This is a genomic window from Noviherbaspirillum suwonense (assembly GCF_900182955.1).
GTDB classification, from domain to species: domain Bacteria; phylum Pseudomonadota; class Gammaproteobacteria; order Burkholderiales; family Burkholderiaceae_D; genus Noviherbaspirillum_A; species Noviherbaspirillum_A suwonense.
The window spans coordinates 483,371-499,076 of the sequence record NZ_FXUL01000001.1 but is presented as its reverse complement, the minus strand read 5'-3'; the positions used below and the strand labels follow the sequence as shown (position 1 = coordinate 499,076).

19 protein-coding genes are annotated in these 15,706 nt (G+C 59.7%); 2 read left to right on the top strand and 17 right to left on the bottom strand.

What is annotated here, in order from left to right; all coding sequences use genetic code 11:
• Positions 1–3: 3 nt before the first annotated feature.
• The 11 genes from QOL82_RS02340 to QOL82_RS02290 all read right to left on the bottom strand — a co-directional run bounded on the left by QOL82_RS02340 (position 4) and on the right by QOL82_RS02290 (position 8,308).
• The gene (locus QOL82_RS02340; protein ID WP_283440606.1) at positions 4–405 is read right to left on the bottom strand and encodes a CesT family type III secretion system chaperone; all 402 of its coding nucleotides are present in this window, start codon (positions 403–405) and stop codon (positions 4–6) included.
• Positions 399–1,460, bottom strand: coding sequence for a type III secretion system export apparatus subunit SctU (sctU, locus tag QOL82_RS02335; RefSeq protein ID WP_283440605.1), 1,062 nt, complete (start codon positions 1,458–1,460; stop codon positions 399–401). The genes QOL82_RS02340 and sctU overlap by 7 nt, the downstream gene beginning before the upstream one ends.
• A 3-nt stretch (positions 1,461–1,463) precedes the next feature.
• The gene (gene sctT, locus QOL82_RS02330; protein ID WP_283440604.1) at positions 1,464–2,258 is read right to left on the bottom strand and encodes a type III secretion system export apparatus subunit SctT; all 795 of its coding nucleotides are present in this window, start codon (positions 2,256–2,258) and stop codon (positions 1,464–1,466) included.
• 1 nt (position 2,259) lies between these two features.
• Entirely contained in the window at positions 2,260–2,529 is a 270-nt protein-coding gene (gene sctS, locus QOL82_RS02325; RefSeq protein WP_283440603.1) for a type III secretion system export apparatus subunit SctS, read from the bottom strand.
• 4 nt (positions 2,530–2,533) lie between these two features.
• Entirely contained in the window at positions 2,534–3,190 is a 657-nt protein-coding gene (gene sctR / locus QOL82_RS02320) for a type III secretion system export apparatus subunit SctR (RefSeq protein ID WP_283440602.1), read from the bottom strand.
• Positions 3,191–3,238: 48 nt separating this feature from the next.
• Positions 3,239–4,264: a type III secretion system cytoplasmic ring protein SctQ gene (gene sctQ / locus QOL82_RS02315; RefSeq protein ID WP_283440601.1), complete on the bottom strand. Its 1,026-nt coding sequence runs from the start codon at positions 4,262–4,264 to the stop codon at positions 3,239–3,241.
• Positions 4,261–4,806, bottom strand: a complete 546-nt coding sequence (locus QOL82_RS02310) for a hypothetical protein (RefSeq protein ID WP_283440600.1) — start codon at positions 4,804–4,806, stop codon at positions 4,261–4,263. The genes sctQ and QOL82_RS02310 overlap by 4 nt, the downstream gene beginning before the upstream one ends.
• Positions 4,803–5,312, bottom strand: a complete 510-nt coding sequence (gene sctO / locus QOL82_RS02305; RefSeq protein WP_283440599.1) for a type III secretion system stalk subunit SctO — start codon at positions 5,310–5,312, stop codon at positions 4,803–4,805. The genes QOL82_RS02310 and sctO overlap by 4 nt, the downstream gene beginning before the upstream one ends.
• Before the next feature lie 260 nt (positions 5,313–5,572).
• On the bottom strand, positions 5,573–6,925 hold the full coding sequence (gene sctN, locus QOL82_RS02300; RefSeq protein ID WP_430438422.1) for a type III secretion system ATPase SctN: 1,353 nt from the start codon (positions 6,923–6,925) through the stop codon (positions 5,573–5,575).
• A gap of 22 nt (positions 6,926–6,947) precedes the next feature.
• The gene (locus QOL82_RS02295) at positions 6,948–7,865 is read right to left on the bottom strand and encodes a hypothetical protein (protein ID WP_283440598.1); all 918 of its coding nucleotides are present in this window, start codon (positions 7,863–7,865) and stop codon (positions 6,948–6,950) included.
• A gap of 128 nt (positions 7,866–7,993) precedes the next feature.
• Entirely contained in the window at positions 7,994–8,308 is a 315-nt protein-coding gene (locus QOL82_RS02290) for a hypothetical protein (protein ID WP_283440597.1), read from the bottom strand.
• A gap of 203 nt (positions 8,309–8,511) precedes the next feature.
• Here QOL82_RS02290 and QOL82_RS02285 point away from each other — a divergent pair, with 203 nt between their 5' ends.
• Together QOL82_RS02285 and QOL82_RS02280 are read left to right on the top strand one after the other, a co-directional pair.
• Entirely contained in the window at positions 8,512–10,068 is a 1,557-nt protein-coding gene (locus QOL82_RS02285; RefSeq protein WP_283440596.1) for a TyeA family type III secretion system gatekeeper subunit, read from the top strand.
• 6 nt (positions 10,069–10,074) lie between these two features.
• The gene (locus QOL82_RS02280; protein WP_283440595.1) at positions 10,075–10,458 is read left to right on the top strand and encodes a type III secretion system chaperone family protein; all 384 of its coding nucleotides are present in this window, start codon (positions 10,075–10,077) and stop codon (positions 10,456–10,458) included.
• A 44-nt stretch (positions 10,459–10,502) separates the two neighbouring features.
• On the opposite strand, the gene QOL82_RS02275 is transcribed toward QOL82_RS02280, so the two are convergent.
• The 6 genes from QOL82_RS02275 to pcaC form a co-directional block, all read right to left on the bottom strand.
• Positions 10,503–11,660 (bottom strand): ABC transporter substrate-binding protein, encoded by a 1,158-nt coding sequence (locus QOL82_RS02275; protein WP_283440594.1) that lies wholly within the window; start codon positions 11,658–11,660, stop codon positions 10,503–10,505.
• A gap of 185 nt (positions 11,661–11,845) precedes the next feature.
• Positions 11,846–12,547 carry an ABC transporter ATP-binding protein gene (locus QOL82_RS02270; protein WP_283440593.1) on the bottom strand — a complete coding sequence of 234 codons (702 nt, stop codon included), beginning with the start codon at positions 12,545–12,547 and terminating at the stop codon, positions 11,846–11,848.
• Positions 12,540–13,295, bottom strand: a complete 756-nt coding sequence (locus QOL82_RS02265) for an ABC transporter ATP-binding protein (protein WP_283440592.1) — start codon at positions 13,293–13,295, stop codon at positions 12,540–12,542. The genes QOL82_RS02270 and QOL82_RS02265 overlap by 8 nt, the downstream gene beginning before the upstream one ends.
• Positions 13,292–14,290: a branched-chain amino acid ABC transporter permease gene (locus QOL82_RS02260; protein ID WP_283440591.1), complete on the bottom strand. Its 999-nt coding sequence runs from the start codon at positions 14,288–14,290 to the stop codon at positions 13,292–13,294. The genes QOL82_RS02265 and QOL82_RS02260 overlap by 4 nt, the downstream gene beginning before the upstream one ends.
• Positions 14,287–15,150: a branched-chain amino acid ABC transporter permease gene (locus QOL82_RS02255; RefSeq protein WP_283440590.1), complete on the bottom strand. Its 864-nt coding sequence runs from the start codon at positions 15,148–15,150 to the stop codon at positions 14,287–14,289. The genes QOL82_RS02260 and QOL82_RS02255 overlap by 4 nt, the downstream gene beginning before the upstream one ends.
• A gap of 157 nt (positions 15,151–15,307) precedes the next feature.
• Positions 15,308–15,700: a 4-carboxymuconolactone decarboxylase gene (pcaC, locus tag QOL82_RS02250; protein WP_283440589.1), complete on the bottom strand. Its 393-nt coding sequence runs from the start codon at positions 15,698–15,700 to the stop codon at positions 15,308–15,310.
• Positions 15,701–15,706: the final 6 nt, after the last annotated feature.

The window sequence follows — 15,706 nt, the reverse complement described above, 5'->3', positions numbered from 1 at the left end:
CGCCTAGAGGACACCCGCCAGGCGACGCCACCCGGCAAGTGCGTTAACAAAGCTGTCCAGCATGTTGCTGAACTGGATGCGATCGGCCTGCGCCGGCACTATCTGTTGAAGCATTAAAATTTGTCCACCCGATCCAAGCGCGAGCCATTCGGCATGGTCCTGCAGTCTCTGTCCGGCCTGTTCGAGAAGCATTTCCACCGTCGTCGTGCGGCTTCCTTCATCGTCGGGCAACCGCAAGACCCGCGCCTCAAGCAATAGGTCGCCCTGTGCAAATACCTGGCAGGTCACGCGGTATTGCGCATCGAATACCATGCTGATCGAACCATCTGGACTCCTGCTGGCTTGATCAGCTTTTTCAGCAGCCAGATATCTGGCCAGTTCCGGATGCAGCGCGCTCGTTACCAAGTGCCCTCCTCACGTTGCTGTGCAAGGCGCCGAAGCGCGATCAATACTTCCGCTACCGGTTCGACCAGATCGGAAGGGATGTAGTGATCAACCACTGCGTCCGCCATCAACCGCCGTGCCAGCGGAATGTTCTGCATGATCGGAACGCCTGCCTCCCGTGCGATTCGCATGATTTCATGGGCGATCACACCGCGGCCCTTGTTCAAGACGATGGGAAGCGGCGTCTCTTCGGCGTCAAAAAAAAGCGATATGGCCAGGTGAGTGGGATTACTGACCACCACCGTTGCCTTGCGTGTCTTGTTATTGGAATCGTTCATGGCGATTTCCTTGGCAAGCTGTTTCCTGTGGCCCTTGATTTCCGGATTTCCTTCCAGCTGCTTGTACTCCTGCTTGATTTCCTCGATCGACATGCGAAGGCTCTTCCGGTGTTCGAAGCGTTGATACAAAAGGTCGAACAGGGCAATCGCACTGAAGGCGATGAACGTGAAAATAATCAGCTTCTTGAGCATGGCGGCAAGGGCCACGCCGGCAGCGGCGAGGCCAGCCGGTGGAATTTTCACCAGATCGTCTATCGAACTCCGGATAATGAAAAAAATCACCGCGGTCAGAAACATGACCTTTATATTGGACTTCAAAAATTCAACGATGCTTTTCATCGAGAACATTTGCTTCAAATTACTGACTGGATTCAGCCGCTCTCCCTTGGGCATGAGAACCTTGAACGAGACCAGCAATCCGATCTGGATCGTCTCTGCGAAAATGCCGACGATGATCACGATGAGGATATAGGGGAGCAGGATGAAAACCATTTCCACCGTCATCGCGGTCACGACGGAAGATAAGGAGGCATTGAATTCTGCATAGCCAAGGTCGGCAGGCAATTCGATGAGCTTGATCATGCGCCCGAGAAGTCGTTCTGAATCCATCAGCGTATAAACAAACAAGGCGCCGACGAGCAGCGTTTGGGTGAAGTCCTTGCTCTTGGCCACCTGTCCATTTTTCCTGGCTTCGCGCAGTTTATGGGGAGTAGGCTGTTCGGTTTTTTCGCTGCTCATGGCTCACCTGAATATCGTTGTCAACTGCTGCAGGGTAAGCGCGCCGATATTCCTGACCGCGTCGATTGAATAGTCGAATAGCACGGCCACGTAGATCGAGAACATGAAAATCGCAATTCCGCTCTTTATCGGCATCGCCAGAAAAAACACCTGCAACTGTGGCACGAACCGGCTGACAATGGCCAAACCGATTTCGGCCAGCAACATCGCGAACATGATGGGTGCGCTCATGACGATCGCCAACCTCATCATCCGGTCGAGTTGCGACAGGAGAAAAGCAGGCGTACTGGCATCCAGGTCGGGGAAGAACGAGAGCACGGGCCACAGTCGGTAGCTGTCCTGGATGGCGGCGAGTATCAGTGTGAAGCCGCCGGTGATGAACAACAGGACGACGATCGTCTGGCTGAACAGGTCGCCCAACGGCGAGCTCTCGTGACCGGTAAGGGGATTCAGCGTCTGGGCAATGCTGGCGCCGCGCTGGTTGTCCACGAATGCGCCCATTACCTCGAACGCCCATATCGGCATCGCAATGATAAATCCCAGCAAAAATCCGATCAGCGCTTCCTTGAAGCATATAGCGATGATTTCGCCGGTTCCGCGTTCTACTGCCATTGCGGGATCGATCAGACCAGGCACTAAAAATAACGCAAGGCCCCCTGCGACGCCGATGCGCAGCATTCCCGGCAATGCCTGGCGATTGAACATTGGCAGAACAGAAAAAATTGCCAACATGCGCGGCAGCGCAAATCCGAAGGCCATCAACTCAGGAAAAGGCCATACGATCCATGAAAGCGGCATTTCAGCGGACCATGGCCGGAAAGGTGTCGAACAGGAACACGGTGTAATTAAAGATTTCACCTCCCATCCACCGGGCGGTTAGAAATATCGTGACGCCTACGGATATGAGCTTGACGCCGAAGGAAAGGGTTTGCTCCTGAATCTGGGTTAATGCCTGGATCAGACTAAAGACGACGCCGACGACCGATGCAACCAGAATGGCGGGCATCGAAAGCCACAGGGTCAGCAGCAATGCCTTGATCACGACGGCGGTGAGGTCTGGTATGTCCATGCCGCTAAGGGAGATAAGTCTGAACAAGGCCGTGGATCAGCCTGGACCACCCGTCCACCATTACGAACAGAAATAGCTTGAGCGGGAGTGAAATGGTTACCGGTGAAACCATCATCATTCCCATTGCCATCAATATGTTCGAAATGATGAGATCGATGACAATAAATGGCATGTAGAGCAAAAATCCGATCTGAAACGCAGACGTAAGTTCGGAAACCATGAATGCCGGCGTCACAATGAGAAAATCCTCGGGCTGCGCGTCAGCCACTAGTTCGGCCGGCCACATCTGGCGCGCGCGATCCAGGAAAAAATTGCGCTGGTCACGACTGCTATTTGCCACTAAAAATTTCCTTAGCGGCTCGGCTCCCTTTCGGACTTCCTGGATCAAAACGGGAATTCCCATACTTTCCTGCGACACCTTGTCAAGCGAGATCAGCTTTGAAATCTCATTGCCCACCGGCGCCATGACATACACGGTCAATAGCAAGGCCAATGAATAGATAGCAAGATTCGGAGGCGCCTGTTGCACCCCAAGCGCATTGCGCACCAGCGACAGGACGATGGATATCTTGAGAAACGAGGTCATCGTTACTATCAGGATCGGCACCAGGGAAAACAGCGCTAGCGCAAGTGACAGCGCAATCGGATCAATCGAGCGCATGCCTGGCTCTTCCTGCCGCGCTGCAAGTGCAAGCGCATGGCTCGCGCATCACTCTGGCCGACCTGATACGAACAACACCGCTACACCGGTACGCCCTTCGATATCGACCAGTTCACCCTCTCCAATACGCATTCCATTCGCCCTTATCGTCACCGCCTGACGAAAGTCGCGCCCCAGGTCGAACACATAGCCGGGAGCGATAGTCTGCAGTTCTCCGAGGGGAAGCGTCCGTTCACCCAGATCGAACGTCAGCTTGATCGGAAGATCATTGACAATCTCGCCCGTGCTGTACTCGATATCATCGAAAGAATCATCCATTGTCTTTGTCAGCCCTTCTGTCACTACCAGCCGCGCACCTGATATCCGAACACGAAAAATAGCGTTATTTGCAACCATGACAGTCAACGTATCCTGCCGCATCCAGCTTTCATCCAGAACGATCACATCGCGTACTTGTATCGATGAGAAGGCTGACAGGGATACGGTCGTATTTCCTACAATGAACTGCATCGTGACAGGCAATTCGGGAAGCGCTAGCCTGGTGCGAGGGTCGTATTCACGCGCTCTCCTGGTCGCCGATGCGATCGACATCCCAAGTGCGTCTAGCACCAACTCTCCATCGAATTCGTAATCGTCACATGCGACAGTCCAGCGCATGCGGTCGGGTTCGGCGAAATGGACATCCGAATCGACCCGGCCTTCGACCACCTGCACATCCTTGATGCAAACATGTTTCTTGCTTGCCGCCTGCAGTTGATCCGCCAGTTCGTCAAATGCGGTTTCCAGAAGCGCCAGCCGCAGTTGAGGTGGCAGCGCCGACACGTCGGATTCCTGGAGTAGTGTTCTTGTGGCCATTTCGAGCAATTGCAGATCCGCATGCAGTACGGCTTCCGACCCGCCCCAATCAATTTGTATTCGCACATCTCGTTCCCGGGCTGCACGAGAATGCCACATGCTGCATTCCCATTCGCGGCCCAGCCAGGTAAAGGCGATATGCAAGCCACCCTGAAACAAGCTATTGCGGACAGCGATTTCTGCTACAGATGTACGTCTGAGATGCAATGCTCCGGTCATGAGCTTATTCCGTCTTCCCATTGGAACTGGGCGCGGCTTATTTCCAGGCCGTTAGCATTTCGAATGGATACGGAAACGGAGCGTTGCAATCGATCTGCGATCTCTTCGGCAAGTCTGGATGCACACCGGTCAAGCCATTGCCTGGTTCCTTCCAGCGCGGGGGTAAGCTCTATCTGCAGCGCGCCGATGTTCTCGTATATGCGGACCCATGTCTGCGGCAAGATCGCTTCCGGCAATCGCAATCGCACCTCTCGAACACCCTCCTTTCCATTACTTGTCCAGAGTTGCTGAAGTTCCAGCATCAGTGCCGTCTCATCCGGCATTCCTTCAAATGTCCCGTCGCAATCGGCAGCTTCCATTGCAGAATGGCAGTCGAATTCGGGCCTGTTTTTTTTCGGGTCCGAACGCCCAAGCAGGCTGCGAAGCCGGATTGAATCGCGGCCGATATGGCTGCTGGATTCCTGGTTGACGCTGGCTTCCTGCACCGGGCCAACTGCCAGGGCTATTGGTCCATAGTCGACACGACTTCTTGCGGAGCTCATGGGGCGAATTCTGGATGCGTGGTCAAGGTAGCGGCGTTTTCATCGGATCGCTTGGGAGATAGTTCTTCCAGTTCCATATCCTCCTTGTGCAACTCGATCCGTGTATTTTCGATACTTGCCTGCTTCGAAAGCTCGGTGTATTTTTCGCGTGCCCTGCATGCATTTCTGTACGCAATCCGCATCTGCTCGCGGTTTTTTTCTGCGTCGGATTGTTTCTGCCTGGCCGATTCGAGGGCCACTTCGCACTCCTTGATTACCACGTGCATTTTTTCGAGTTCGGCGTGTGCGATGTCGATGTCACTCCGTTGCACAAGCCGTGAAAAAAGATCTGCGTAGAGTGCGGCCTTTCGGGCGCCATGGGCGCCATGTGCCTGGTCGAGAGCAACTTTGGCCTCTATCCTCGCTTCTATCGCTGACTGCAATAGTTTGCTCGCCTGCGATAATTGCAATTCAGCCTGATTTTCGCGATGCGTCTTGATTCGCAGAAGATCTTCAATAATTTTCATGATCGCCCCGGTAGCCTGACATGGTGAACTCCCGTCCGGTATTCATCCGGCTCTCAAGCAGCATCTTTCAACTGACCGCACATGGCGACGGAGCTTACGGTTACGACTGCCGGATTTGCTACGGCAACTGAATAATCCTGAAACTGGCAACATGTAACTTATGACCCGGTGCAAAAGCTTTTTGTCTGAAATGGCGGCATTAACTTTGTTAGTAACGTTTATGAAGAACAGTTCCGCACAACAGAAACTGCGTCTCTGCATCAGTTTGCAAGCATGGTCAGGTCATCCAGCATGTCGTCGAACGAGACATGCTCATTGATGTCCTGTCGAAGGAAACGGTTGATCGAGTCAATTTTTTCGATTGCCTCGTCAGCGATCGGATCGCTTCCCTCCTCGTACTCGCCTACTTTCACGAGTAATTCGATGTCCTGAAATTTTGCGAGCAATTCGCGCACTTTAAGTCCCGCATTTCTATGTTCATCGCTGACAATTGCATTCATCACACGCGAGACGGAAGCCAATACGTCGATGGCGGGGTAATGGTTACCCGATGCAAGCTTGCGGGAAAGAATAATGTGACCATCAAGTATCGAACGCGTTTCGTCGGCGATGGGTTCGGTCATGTCGTCGCCCTCGACAAGCACCGTATAGAGCGCGGTAATGGATCCCTTGTCATTCATGCCGGAACGCTCCATCAACTTGGGGAGCGTGGCGAATACGCTAGGCGGAAAGCCGCGCCGCGTCGGCGGCTCGCCGGCGGCAAGGCCGATTTCCCGTTGCGCACGTGCGAATCGCGTCACCGAGTCCATTAGAAGGAGCACCCTCTTCCCCTGGTCCCGGAAGTATTCCGCGATGGCGGTCGCCGTGTAGGCGGCATGCGAACGTTCCATCGCCGAGCGGTCGGACGTGGCACAGACGATTACTGCTTTAGCCCTGCCTTCGTCACCAAGATCATTTTCGATGAATTCGCGGACTTCCCGACCGCGCTCTCCGATCAACGCGACAACCGTGACATCCACATCCGCATTTCTGACGAGCATTGCGATCAGCGTTGACTTGCCGCCGCCGGCGGCAGCGAATATTCCCATTCGCTGACCTTCGCCACAGGTAAGCAGAGCGTCAATCGCGCGTACGCCGAGCGCGATCGGCGTCGAGATAATTTTGCGACGCAAGGGATCGGGCGCGTCGGCAAATACCGGATAGCTGCGCGCGGTGGAAAGTGTCCCGTAGGTATCCATGTCCAGCGGCTTGCCAAGACCGTCCAGCACCCGGCCTAATAATTCCGTGCCGACGGCCACCATGTGAACCCGCCCGGTCGGAATGACTTCCGTCTCGGCGGAAATACCGTGGGTGTCGCCGGTGGGCATCAGCAATGCGGTGCCTTTGGAAAAGCCGACCACTTCCGCTTTCATATCGGACGCATCGCCAGGATTGCGAAGGATGCAGATCTCCCCTATTTTTACCGTAGGAACAACTGCCTTGATCACGGTCCCGGTTACCTGTATGACGCGACCCCGGAGTTTCACCGATGTCGTGCGAAGGACTGCCTTGCGCAGCATGGGAACAACGTGGTCGAAATGGCGTATCTTGCTACGCGCTTCAGACTCAGGCATGGTCGACGCTTTCAAACGATGGCTACTTGCTGTTCGATATGATCGCGTTACATGCCGCCGTGATTTTTTCGAGTATCGCGACGAACGTGGTAACGACGGTATTCAGTTGGCCGCTCAGCTTTTGCACTTCCAGGGAGTCCCCTTTCGAAAGATCGGAGGAGGCGCTGATTTTCTGATTAATCTGGGCGATCAGGCTGGAAATCACATCATCGTTCGGCGACTGAATGAATTTTTGCAGCGGATATCCGGTGACCTCGACGCCTGTTTTGGCATTGGACACCCGATAGTATCGCCCGGTGTCGAGATCCTGGACCAGGTCTCCAGGCGTACAGCTGCTGAAATCGGTTCCCTTCTGCGTCTTCGACGATATGGGCGGTATGACAGGATCGAACACATAACCCAATGGTGGAACGTTTGAACAAACCTGATATCTGCCGTTTGCCTGGGCGGTCCCAAAATCGTAAACCTGGCCGGGAACGGATTCCATGGCTTTCAAAGGCGGCGTAGGAATTGGCAGCCTGGAATAGCCTATCGAAGGCGGACTGCCGTAGGCGTACCGGACGGCATCATAATTATTATCTGGAATGCTTATGCCGTTGAGGTAAAGCGCATCGGTTTTGTTTATACGGTCCTGATTCGCGGGATTCAGTGGGTCGGGCGGCGTCTTGGCAATGATGGGCGGTGTATTCCATGCTTTCAGGCCGTTCAGCAGATCGGTACAGTCCGCAATGTCTTTGGTTTTCTGTTTCAGGCTCAGGTTCACGACTTCCGCAGCGGCGCCTATTCGCGCATAAAGGACGCGGAATGCGTCATGGAGTGCGCGCGTGATGTCTTTCACTGGCGGGCCATCGCTTACCGCCGGCGTTCCGGCTGGACTGCCCATGATGCCTTGCGGAGCGGCCTGTGCGTTTCGTGTCGTGACGCTGATTTCTTTTTCCATTCCAATTCCTGTAGCTGGTTCATCCAAAAGGAGCGGCGGCAGCACGTGCCATGCTGCGCATAGTTACGGCAATGTCTTGCCGATGAAAACGGAAGGATGTGATTGCCATTGCGGCTCCACGGGGCGCGTCAGATGCGTGGCCGGAAGCGGCCTGGCGGAATGGCCGCGCTGCCGCCTGGTGCAGGTGTGCGGCTGTTGTTCGATTGGCCCGTTCCGTCGGATGGTGCCGCCAGCGGGGTGAAGTAACGCTGGACCAGCGACTCCAGCTCCTCTTCCAGGCGTGCCTGCTGGGCCAGTTTTTTCGGGTCTGCTTCATCGTGGTCGCCGGTTTTGCCGGCCAGCTTGTTCAGGGCGGCCATCAGGTCTCTTGTCCTTGCGATGATTTCCTGGGCATCCTCGATAAATTCTTGGGTCTTGCGGATGCTGACATCGGGTTCGTTCATATCAATGCCCCACGGGTTGAATGTCGCTGCTTTGTGCAGGCTTTAACCAGGCTTTGTGCGGCTCGGTCTTTTGGCTCTTCGCTGAGTAACTGGGCAACGCTGGCGGTTCACCGGCTGGCAAGTCTGCCGGCGGACCATCCTGAACAGATGGCCGAGTCAGGTTACGAAGGACCAAATCTTTTTCCACCCTGGGTTGAAATCTCATGGATGCAACTGGCAAGGCTCGCAACCTGACAGGCGTCAGGACTGCTTCGCAGCAGAGGAAGTACCTGCTCCGGCGCGCACAGATCAATGGCACTGCGGCAAAAGGCGTGCTGGTTGCCCGGTCCGACAGAACGCATTCGCTGGGTCGGGATGCGTTTGGCATCAACCGGCCGCTCGCAGCCCGTACGCTCGCGCTGGAATCCGGCTTTCAAACGATGGCGCCCGACCAGACCGCCAAGGCCCTGAATGCGATCGAAGGACAGGCTGAAGTCATGGAAATGGTCCGGCAGATCGTGCTGGAGCGGAAGATGCCCGAGCCTGGCGGCGTCCGGAACCGGCTGGTGCGCAAGCACCTGGCCTTGCATCTTGCCGCCGGCCTGCTCGACGTGGATGCGGACCAATCTGACTGGCTGCTGATCGCCGCGTCGATGAAGGGCCGCCCGCCTGGCAGCCGCAAGGCCTTGCTGCGCCAGCTTGAACATGGGGAAACCGACGAAAGCAGTTTTGAGGCCATGTTTGCGCCGGCGCTGGAATCCAGCGGGGAGCCGGAGCGCTTGCGCAAGATGCTTTTTGCCGCACGGCGCAACCCGAGGCTGCTGGGCGCGGTGCTGCGGCAGGCGCTGGGCCTGAATGCCGTCCAGGCATTCCGGCGCAGGAATGTCGACCCGGAACAATTGGCGCGTGACATCCTCGCCTGCGGCGAAAATCCCGAACTGCTGGGCGCGCTCGCGGAATCGCTCGAAGGGCTCGACGGCAATGCGCCTCAAATGGCGCAGATGCTGAAGTCGGTGCGCGGCGATGGCCGCAAGCTGTCCAAGCTGTGGCTGCGTGCGCACCAAGCCGCCGGCGCTGCGAGCGCAGAACGGGATGAATTGCGTTGCGAGGTGCAGGCGGCGATCAAGGAACTGGAACTGCTGGACGGCGACCAGATCCGTGGCAGCTACAACGCCCTGGATGCGGCGATCGACGGCCCCGAACCGGCGCGTTTCCTCGATGCCTATGGCGAAATCACTTCCGAAAAAAGTACGAAATTCACCGCTGTGCTGCGCAACATGCTGAAGTTTTATGCGCTGGACGATATTAATGTGCAGATCGACAGGACGAAGAAGGCGCTGGGAGACGATCTCCGGGCCGAACGGTCTTCCAGCGACAAGGCACATTTATCCGAGATCCTCGACAGCCTTTCCAGCATGCACCTTTCCACTTCTTTCCTGATGATGGTGGATGAGTTCGAGGAAAAACTGGCCGGCGCAGCTGCCAGGGCGAAGGTGGAGGTTCCACCGGTGAATGGAACCATGATGGTGCTGGGACTGCTTGATGTGATTGACTCAGGAAGCTCGCAGCCCTCGCAGTTCGAGACACTGCTGGCCAAGCTTGGACTCGACTGCGATGCATGGACCGAGATCTTCACGCTGCAGGGCATCAAGGAAATCCTCCGCACCATGCCCGACCGTATTTATGACAGCATCCGGGGGCTGGGAAAGTTGCAGGAAGCTGCGCAAACCGTGCTGGAAGCCGCCATCCTGCGGGAAGAAGCGGCAGCGCCGGCGCCCTGACCTACGATGGACTGGATACAACAGGCAGTCAGGGAGTTCGGGGACACCCTCGGCATCGACAATCTCCAGTTCGACGCCGACGAGGGCGTCGAACTGGCGCTGGACTCCGGTGAAATCGTCGGCATCGCCTGCACGCCCGCGCTGGCTTCCCGGGAGATGCTGGTCTATGTCAGCGCGGCGCTCGCATTCGACCCCTTGCCCCAGATGGAATTCGCGCTGAGGCTGGGCAACGCGCGCTACGGTAACGCGCCCTACCTGCGCGCAGCGGTGATCAACGCCCGGCTGGTGCTGGCGCTACGGCTGGATGCGCGGGAATTCGATCTGCCGGCGCTGGATGAAGCGGTCTGGCGTCTTGTCGAACGGCAGCATGAGGCCAGCGCCGCAGGCTAGCGCGGCACGGGCCGGATGGCAGCGCACCAGGCCCGTGGCTCGGGCTAAAAGGCCTTTTGCTCGGTGAACTTGTCGAACTCGATGCTGTAGATGCCGCCATTGCGTTGTTCGGTGCGACGGATATAAACGGTCTGCACGACATCCCTGGTGTCCGCATCGATCTTCACGGTGCCGCGCGGGCTTTCCCAGCTTGCGCCTTTCAATGCGCCAGTAAATTTGACGGCATCGCTGTCGCCGCCGGTCTTGTTCAGGGCCGTGTAGATCGCCGCCATGCCGTCATAGCCGGCAACCGACATGTAGTTCGGCCGCATCCGCGTGCCATAGGCCTTGCCGTAGGCGGCGACATATTCGCGGTTGAGGACGGAATCATGCGCGGTGGAATAATGGCCGGCGGTAATGGCGCCCAGCGCCGGCTTGCCAATGGCCTCGACGATGCTGTCGTCGACCAGGTCGACCGTTCCCAGCAGCCGCACGCCGGCCTTGTCCATGCCCCGCTCGACCCAGGTCTTCATGAAAGCGATGGTGGCTTCGCCGGGGGGCAGGAACAGGAATACGGCGCTTGGCCCGGCATCCTTGATGCGCTGCACCGCCGCGCTGAAGTCGACGTTGCCGACCGGGACCTTCATCTCGCCAAGCAGCTTCCTGCCGCCTGCCTCATAGGCCGCCTTGAACGCGCCCTGGGCATCGAGCCCCGGCGCAAAGTCGGCAACCAGCGTATAGACTTCGCCGACCTGATTCTGCAGGGCCCATTTCGCCATCGGCTGCGAAAGCTGCGGCAGGGTGTGCGAGACCCGCACGATGTTCGGCGACTTGCTCGTCAGGACCGAGGCGGCGGCATTCATCACGACCATGGGCTTGCCGGACTGGGTAGCGACCGCGGCGGCGGCGAGCGCGCCGGGACTCAGGCCGAAGCCGGCCAGCACGTCGACATGCTGGTTGGTGACCAGTTCCTGCGCGAGTCGCTTGGTCAGTTCAGGGGCGATGCCGGTATCGTCGCGGATGATCAGTTCGACCTTGCGGCCGGCGATGGTGTCGCCATGGCGGGCAATGTATAGCCTGGCGCCGTTGCTGATCTGGTTGCCATAGTCGGCATACGGGCCGCTGAGCGGAAGGACGAGGCCGATCCTGATTTTTTCCTGCGCGATCGCGCAGTTCGCGGCCAGGGCCATTGCGACGGCCGCAGTTATCAGCCTGATGATCATGGATATTTCTCCCTGATGGTTTGGTGGACATTTAACCCGGTACGGCGGGCGCCACTGTAAACCAGTGTGCCCGGATCGCCACCCGAGATTAGGCCAAGGTTAAGACCCAGCGGGCATGCTGGGCGCTGGCCAGGCGCACCTGGCGCGCGCAAAGATGACGATGCTAACGGCGAGGACACCGCCCGCTAGGCCACCGCCACAAGCCGGTCCAGGGTCGCCCTGTCGTCCAGCAGGCTCGTGCTGCTGCCCTGGTGCACGATGCGGCCGCGGTCCAGCACGATCGCATGCTTCGTCATCGACAGCGCCAGCCGCGCATGCTGTTCAACCACGATCACCGCCAGCCCTTCCTCGCTGATCAGCCTTCGAATCACGCGCACCAGTTCCTGCACGATGATGGGCGCCAGGCCTTCCATCGGCTCGTCGAGCAGCAGCAGCTGCGGATTGGTCATCAGCGCCCGCGCGATCGCCAGCATCTGCTGCTCGCCGCCGGAGAGCTGGTTGCCCATGTTGGCGCGCCGCTCCTCCAGCCGCGGGAACAGTTCGTAGATCCGCTTCAGGTTCCAGGGACCGGGCCGGGCCACCACGGTCAGATGCTCCTCGACGGTTAGCGACGGAAACATGTAGCGCTCCTGCGGCACCCAGCCCAGCCCGGCCTGCGCGCGCCGGTGCGTGGCGACGCGGGCCAGGCTGTCGCCGCGCCATCGGATGGCGCCGCCATGCAGGCGCGTCAGGCCCATCAGCGTCACCAGCAGCGTGGTCTTGCCGACGCCATTGCGGCCCAGCAGCGCAAGGCTGTCGCCCTCGTCCATGGACAGGCTGACGTCTTCCAGCACGACCGAGTCGCCGTAGCCGGCCGTGATTTTTTCCAGCGCCAGCAATTCAGTCATGCTCGGCTTCTCCCAGATACACTTCCCTGACCCGCTGGTCCTTCGAGATTTCGTCCGGCGTGCCCTCGCACAGCACCTTGCCGCCCACCAGCACCGTAATGCGGTCGGCAAACCGGAACACCAGCCCCATGTCATGCTCGATGAACAGCACCGTGACATCGCGCGGCAATGCCGACAGCACCTCGAACAGCTCCGCGCTCTCGCCCGAAGGGATGCCGGCCGCCGGCTCGTCGAGCAGCAGCACGCGCGGCCGGGTGGCGAGGCCCAGCGCGATCTCGACCAGGCGCTGGCGGCCATAGGCCAGGCTGCGCGTCAGCGTGCCGGCGTCGCGCTCCAGTTTCAGCGAGGCCAGCAGCGCCATCGCCTCGTCGGCCTGGCGCTTCTGCTGCGCCACGGTCTGGTGCCAGACGCGGTGCCGGCCATCGCGTTCGCACAGCGCCAGCATCACCGACTCCAGCACCGTGAGTCCGGGGAAAAGCGTGTTGATCTGGAAGGTGCGCGTCATGCCGCGCTTCACCCGCATGTGCTGCGGCAGGCCGGTGATGTCTTCGTCGCCGAGGAAGACGCGGCCGGCGCTCGGCGCGAACGCGCCGGTCAGCAGGTTGATGAAGGTGGTCTTGCCGGCGCCGTTGGGCCCGATCAGCGCATGCCGCGCGCCCGGCGCGAACGTGAGGCTGATGTCGCTGTTGGCCTTGAACGCACCCCACTGCTTGGACAGGCCTTCGGTGCGCAATCCGATGCCGCTCATGGCTGGTCTCCGTTCCGCTTCTCTTGCAGCAATGGAGCGGCCAGCCGCTCGAGGCCGCCGAGGATGCCGCCCCGCGCGAACAGCACGATGACGATGAGCAGCAGTCCGATCCAGAATTGCCAGTAGGCCGGGTTCAGGCCGGCGATCGTGTCCTGCGCGACCATGAAGACGATGGCGCCGACCAGCGCGCCGTACAGCCGGCCGGTGCCGCCCAGCACCAGGATGATCAGCAGCTCGGCTGAACGCGCAAATCCCAGCGAGTCGAGGCCGACGAACTGCGTGGTCTGCGCCAGCAGCGCACCGGCCACGCCGGCGACCGCGGCGCCGACGGTGAAAATGGCCGACAGGCGGCGGCTGACGTCCGCGCCGATCGCCGGCATCCGCCGGCCGCCTTCGCGTATGCCCTTCAACGACAGGCCGAAAGGCGAATTGACCAGCCGGCGCAAGGCCACGAAAAGGATAAAGAGCACGACCAGGCTGTAGATGTAGGCGGTCTTGCCGTAGAGGTCGAATTCGAACACGCCCAGCAGCTTGCCGACCATCATGCCGGACAGGCCGTCGACGCCGCCGGTGATGAAGGCAGCCTTGTTCGCGGCCTCGAACAGCATCAGGCCAATGCCCAGCGTGACCATCAGGCGGGTCAGGTCCTGCCCGCGCACGATCAGGAAGCTCACCAGGTAGCCGGCCAGCGCCGCCACCGCGGCGGCCGCGAACAGGCCGCTGATGGGTTCGCCCCAGCCATGCGCGGCCAGCAGGCCGGCCGTGTAGGCGCCCAGGCCGAAGAAGGCGGCGTGGCCGAGCGAGACGATGCCCGCATAGCCGAGGATCAGGTCGAGCGACAGCGCGAACAGTCCGACGATCATGATCTGGCTGATCAGCACCAGGTAGCCCGGCGCCAGGAAATAGGCGGCGACCGGGAGCAGCCAGAACAGGATCTCGAGCGGCTTCCAGCGGCCGTCGGCCAGTCCATGCCGGACGATTTCCGGGGGCGTCATGTGCGCCTCCCGAGCAGGCCGTTGGGGAACAGCAGCAGCAGGACCACCATCAGCGCATAGATCACGAAAGCGCCGACCTCGGGCACGTAGTACTTGCCGGCGACGTCGAAGATGCCCAGCACGATGGCCGCCAGCAGCGGGCCCTTGATGGTGCCCGCCCCGCCGACCGCGACGACCAGCAAAAAGTACACCATGTACTTGATCGGGAAGGTCGGGTCCAGGCCGAGCACGTCGATGCCGAGGCCGCCGCCTAGGCCGGCCAGGCCCGACCCGAGCGCGAATGTCAGGCTGAACACGCGGCTGACATTGATGCCCAGCCCCGCGGACGCCACCTGGTTGTCGACCGACGCGCGGATCTGCGCGCCGAAGCGGGTGCGCTCGATCAGGTAGCCCAGCGCCAGCGTGACCAGCACGACCACGCCGATCAGGAACAGGCGGTAGCGGCCGACATCCAGACCGGCAATGCCCACCTGGCCGCGCAGCCAGGCCGGCAATTCCACAGGCTGCTGCGACGGGCCGAAGATATAGGTGGCGCCTGCCACGGCCATGAAGGTCAGCCCGATCGAGAACAGCACCTGGTCGAGGTGCGGCGCCTTGTACAGCCGGCGGTACAGCAGGCGTTCCAGCACGAAGCCGGCGGCGGCGCTGGCGAGGAAGGCCAGCGGCAGCGTCAGCAAAAAGGGCACGCCCAGCCGCGACAGCAGCGTCACGCAGACGAAGCCGCCGAGCATGGCGAAGGCGCCGTGCGCGAGGTTGATGAAGTTCATCAGGCCCATCGTGACCGACAGGCCGACGCTGATCAGGAACAGCAGGCTGCCATAGGCGACGCCGTCGAACAGCACGCCGATCAGGTTGCCCACGGCTCGCCTCCCGCTTGCCCGGCCGATGCCCGGGTCACGCCCGCCATGGCGCGTCCGCTCGATCTGAGATACATGCTGGCTCCACTCCCTTTGCTGTCATTGCTGTCGTTCTTGTTTTTAGGACTTCATGCACTCGTCATGCGGCCGTCATGCAGCCTCAGGCGGACCCGGGCGCATCCATCTCGCGAAACACCTGCTGCGCCAGCGCAAAGGCGGAGTTGGCCGCCGGCACGCCGCAGTAAATCGCCGCCTGCAGCAGCGCTTCCTTGATCTCGTCGCGGCTGACGCCGTTGTTCGACGCGGCCCGCAGGTGCAGCTTCAGTTCTTCCTCGCGGTTCAGCGCCACCATCATGCAGATGGTCATCAGGCTGCGGGTATGCCGCGGCAGGCCGGGCCGGGTCCAGATCTCGCCCCACGCATAGCGGGTGATCATGTCCTGGAACTCGGTTGTGAGCTCGTTCTTTTTCGCTTGCGCGCGGTCGACGTGCGCATCGCCCAGCACTTCCCGCCGCACTTTCATGCCGGCGTCGTGGCGGTCCTGTTCATCCATGTCTGT

Coding starts and splice junctions, on each gene's coding strand:
- sctU (WP_283440605.1), bottom strand. CDS start 1,460: ATGAGCAGCGAAAAAACCGAACAGCCTACTCCCCATAAACTGCGCGAA.
- QOL82_RS02270 (WP_283440593.1), bottom strand. CDS start 12,547: ATGACTGAATTGCTGGCGCTGGAAAAAATCACGGCCGGCTACGGCGAC.
- QOL82_RS02290 (WP_283440597.1), bottom strand. CDS start 8,308: ATGAACGAACCCGATGTCAGCATCCGCAAGACCCAAGAATTTATCGAG.
- sctS (WP_283440603.1), bottom strand. CDS start 2,529: ATGGACATACCAGACCTCACCGCCGTCGTGATCAAGGCATTGCTGCTG.
- pcaC (WP_283440589.1), bottom strand. CDS start 15,700: ATGGATGAACAGGACCGCCACGACGCCGGCATGAAAGTGCGGCGGGAA.
- QOL82_RS02285 (WP_283440596.1), top strand. CDS start 8,512: ATGGATGCAACTGGCAAGGCTCGCAACCTGACAGGCGTCAGGACTGCT.
- sctO (WP_283440599.1), bottom strand. CDS start 5,312: ATGAAAATTATTGAAGATCTTCTGCGAATCAAGACGCATCGCGAAAAT.
- QOL82_RS02260 (WP_283440591.1), bottom strand. CDS start 14,290: ATGACGCCCCCGGAAATCGTCCGGCATGGACTGGCCGACGGCCGCTGG.
- sctT (WP_283440604.1), bottom strand. CDS start 2,258: ATGCCGCTTTCATGGATCGTATGGCCTTTTCCTGAGTTGATGGCCTTC.
- QOL82_RS02265 (WP_283440592.1), bottom strand. CDS start 13,295: ATGAGCGGCATCGGATTGCGCACCGAAGGCCTGTCCAAGCAGTGGGGT.
- QOL82_RS02280 (WP_283440595.1), top strand. CDS start 10,075: ATGGACTGGATACAACAGGCAGTCAGGGAGTTCGGGGACACCCTCGGC.
- QOL82_RS02295 (WP_283440598.1), bottom strand. CDS start 7,865: ATGGAAAAAGAAATCAGCGTCACGACACGAAACGCACAGGCCGCTCCG.
- sctQ (WP_283440601.1), bottom strand. CDS start 4,264: ATGACCGGAGCATTGCATCTCAGACGTACATCTGTAGCAGAAATCGCT.
- sctR (WP_283440602.1), bottom strand. CDS start 3,190: ATGCGCTCGATTGATCCGATTGCGCTGTCACTTGCGCTAGCGCTGTTT.
- QOL82_RS02275 (WP_283440594.1), bottom strand. CDS start 11,660: ATGATCATCAGGCTGATAACTGCGGCCGTCGCAATGGCCCTGGCCGCG.
- QOL82_RS02310 (WP_283440600.1), bottom strand. CDS start 4,806: ATGAGCTCCGCAAGAAGTCGTGTCGACTATGGACCAATAGCCCTGGCA.
- sctN (WP_430438422.1), bottom strand. CDS start 6,925: ATGCCTGAGTCTGAAGCGCGTAGCAAGATACGCCATTTCGACCACGTT.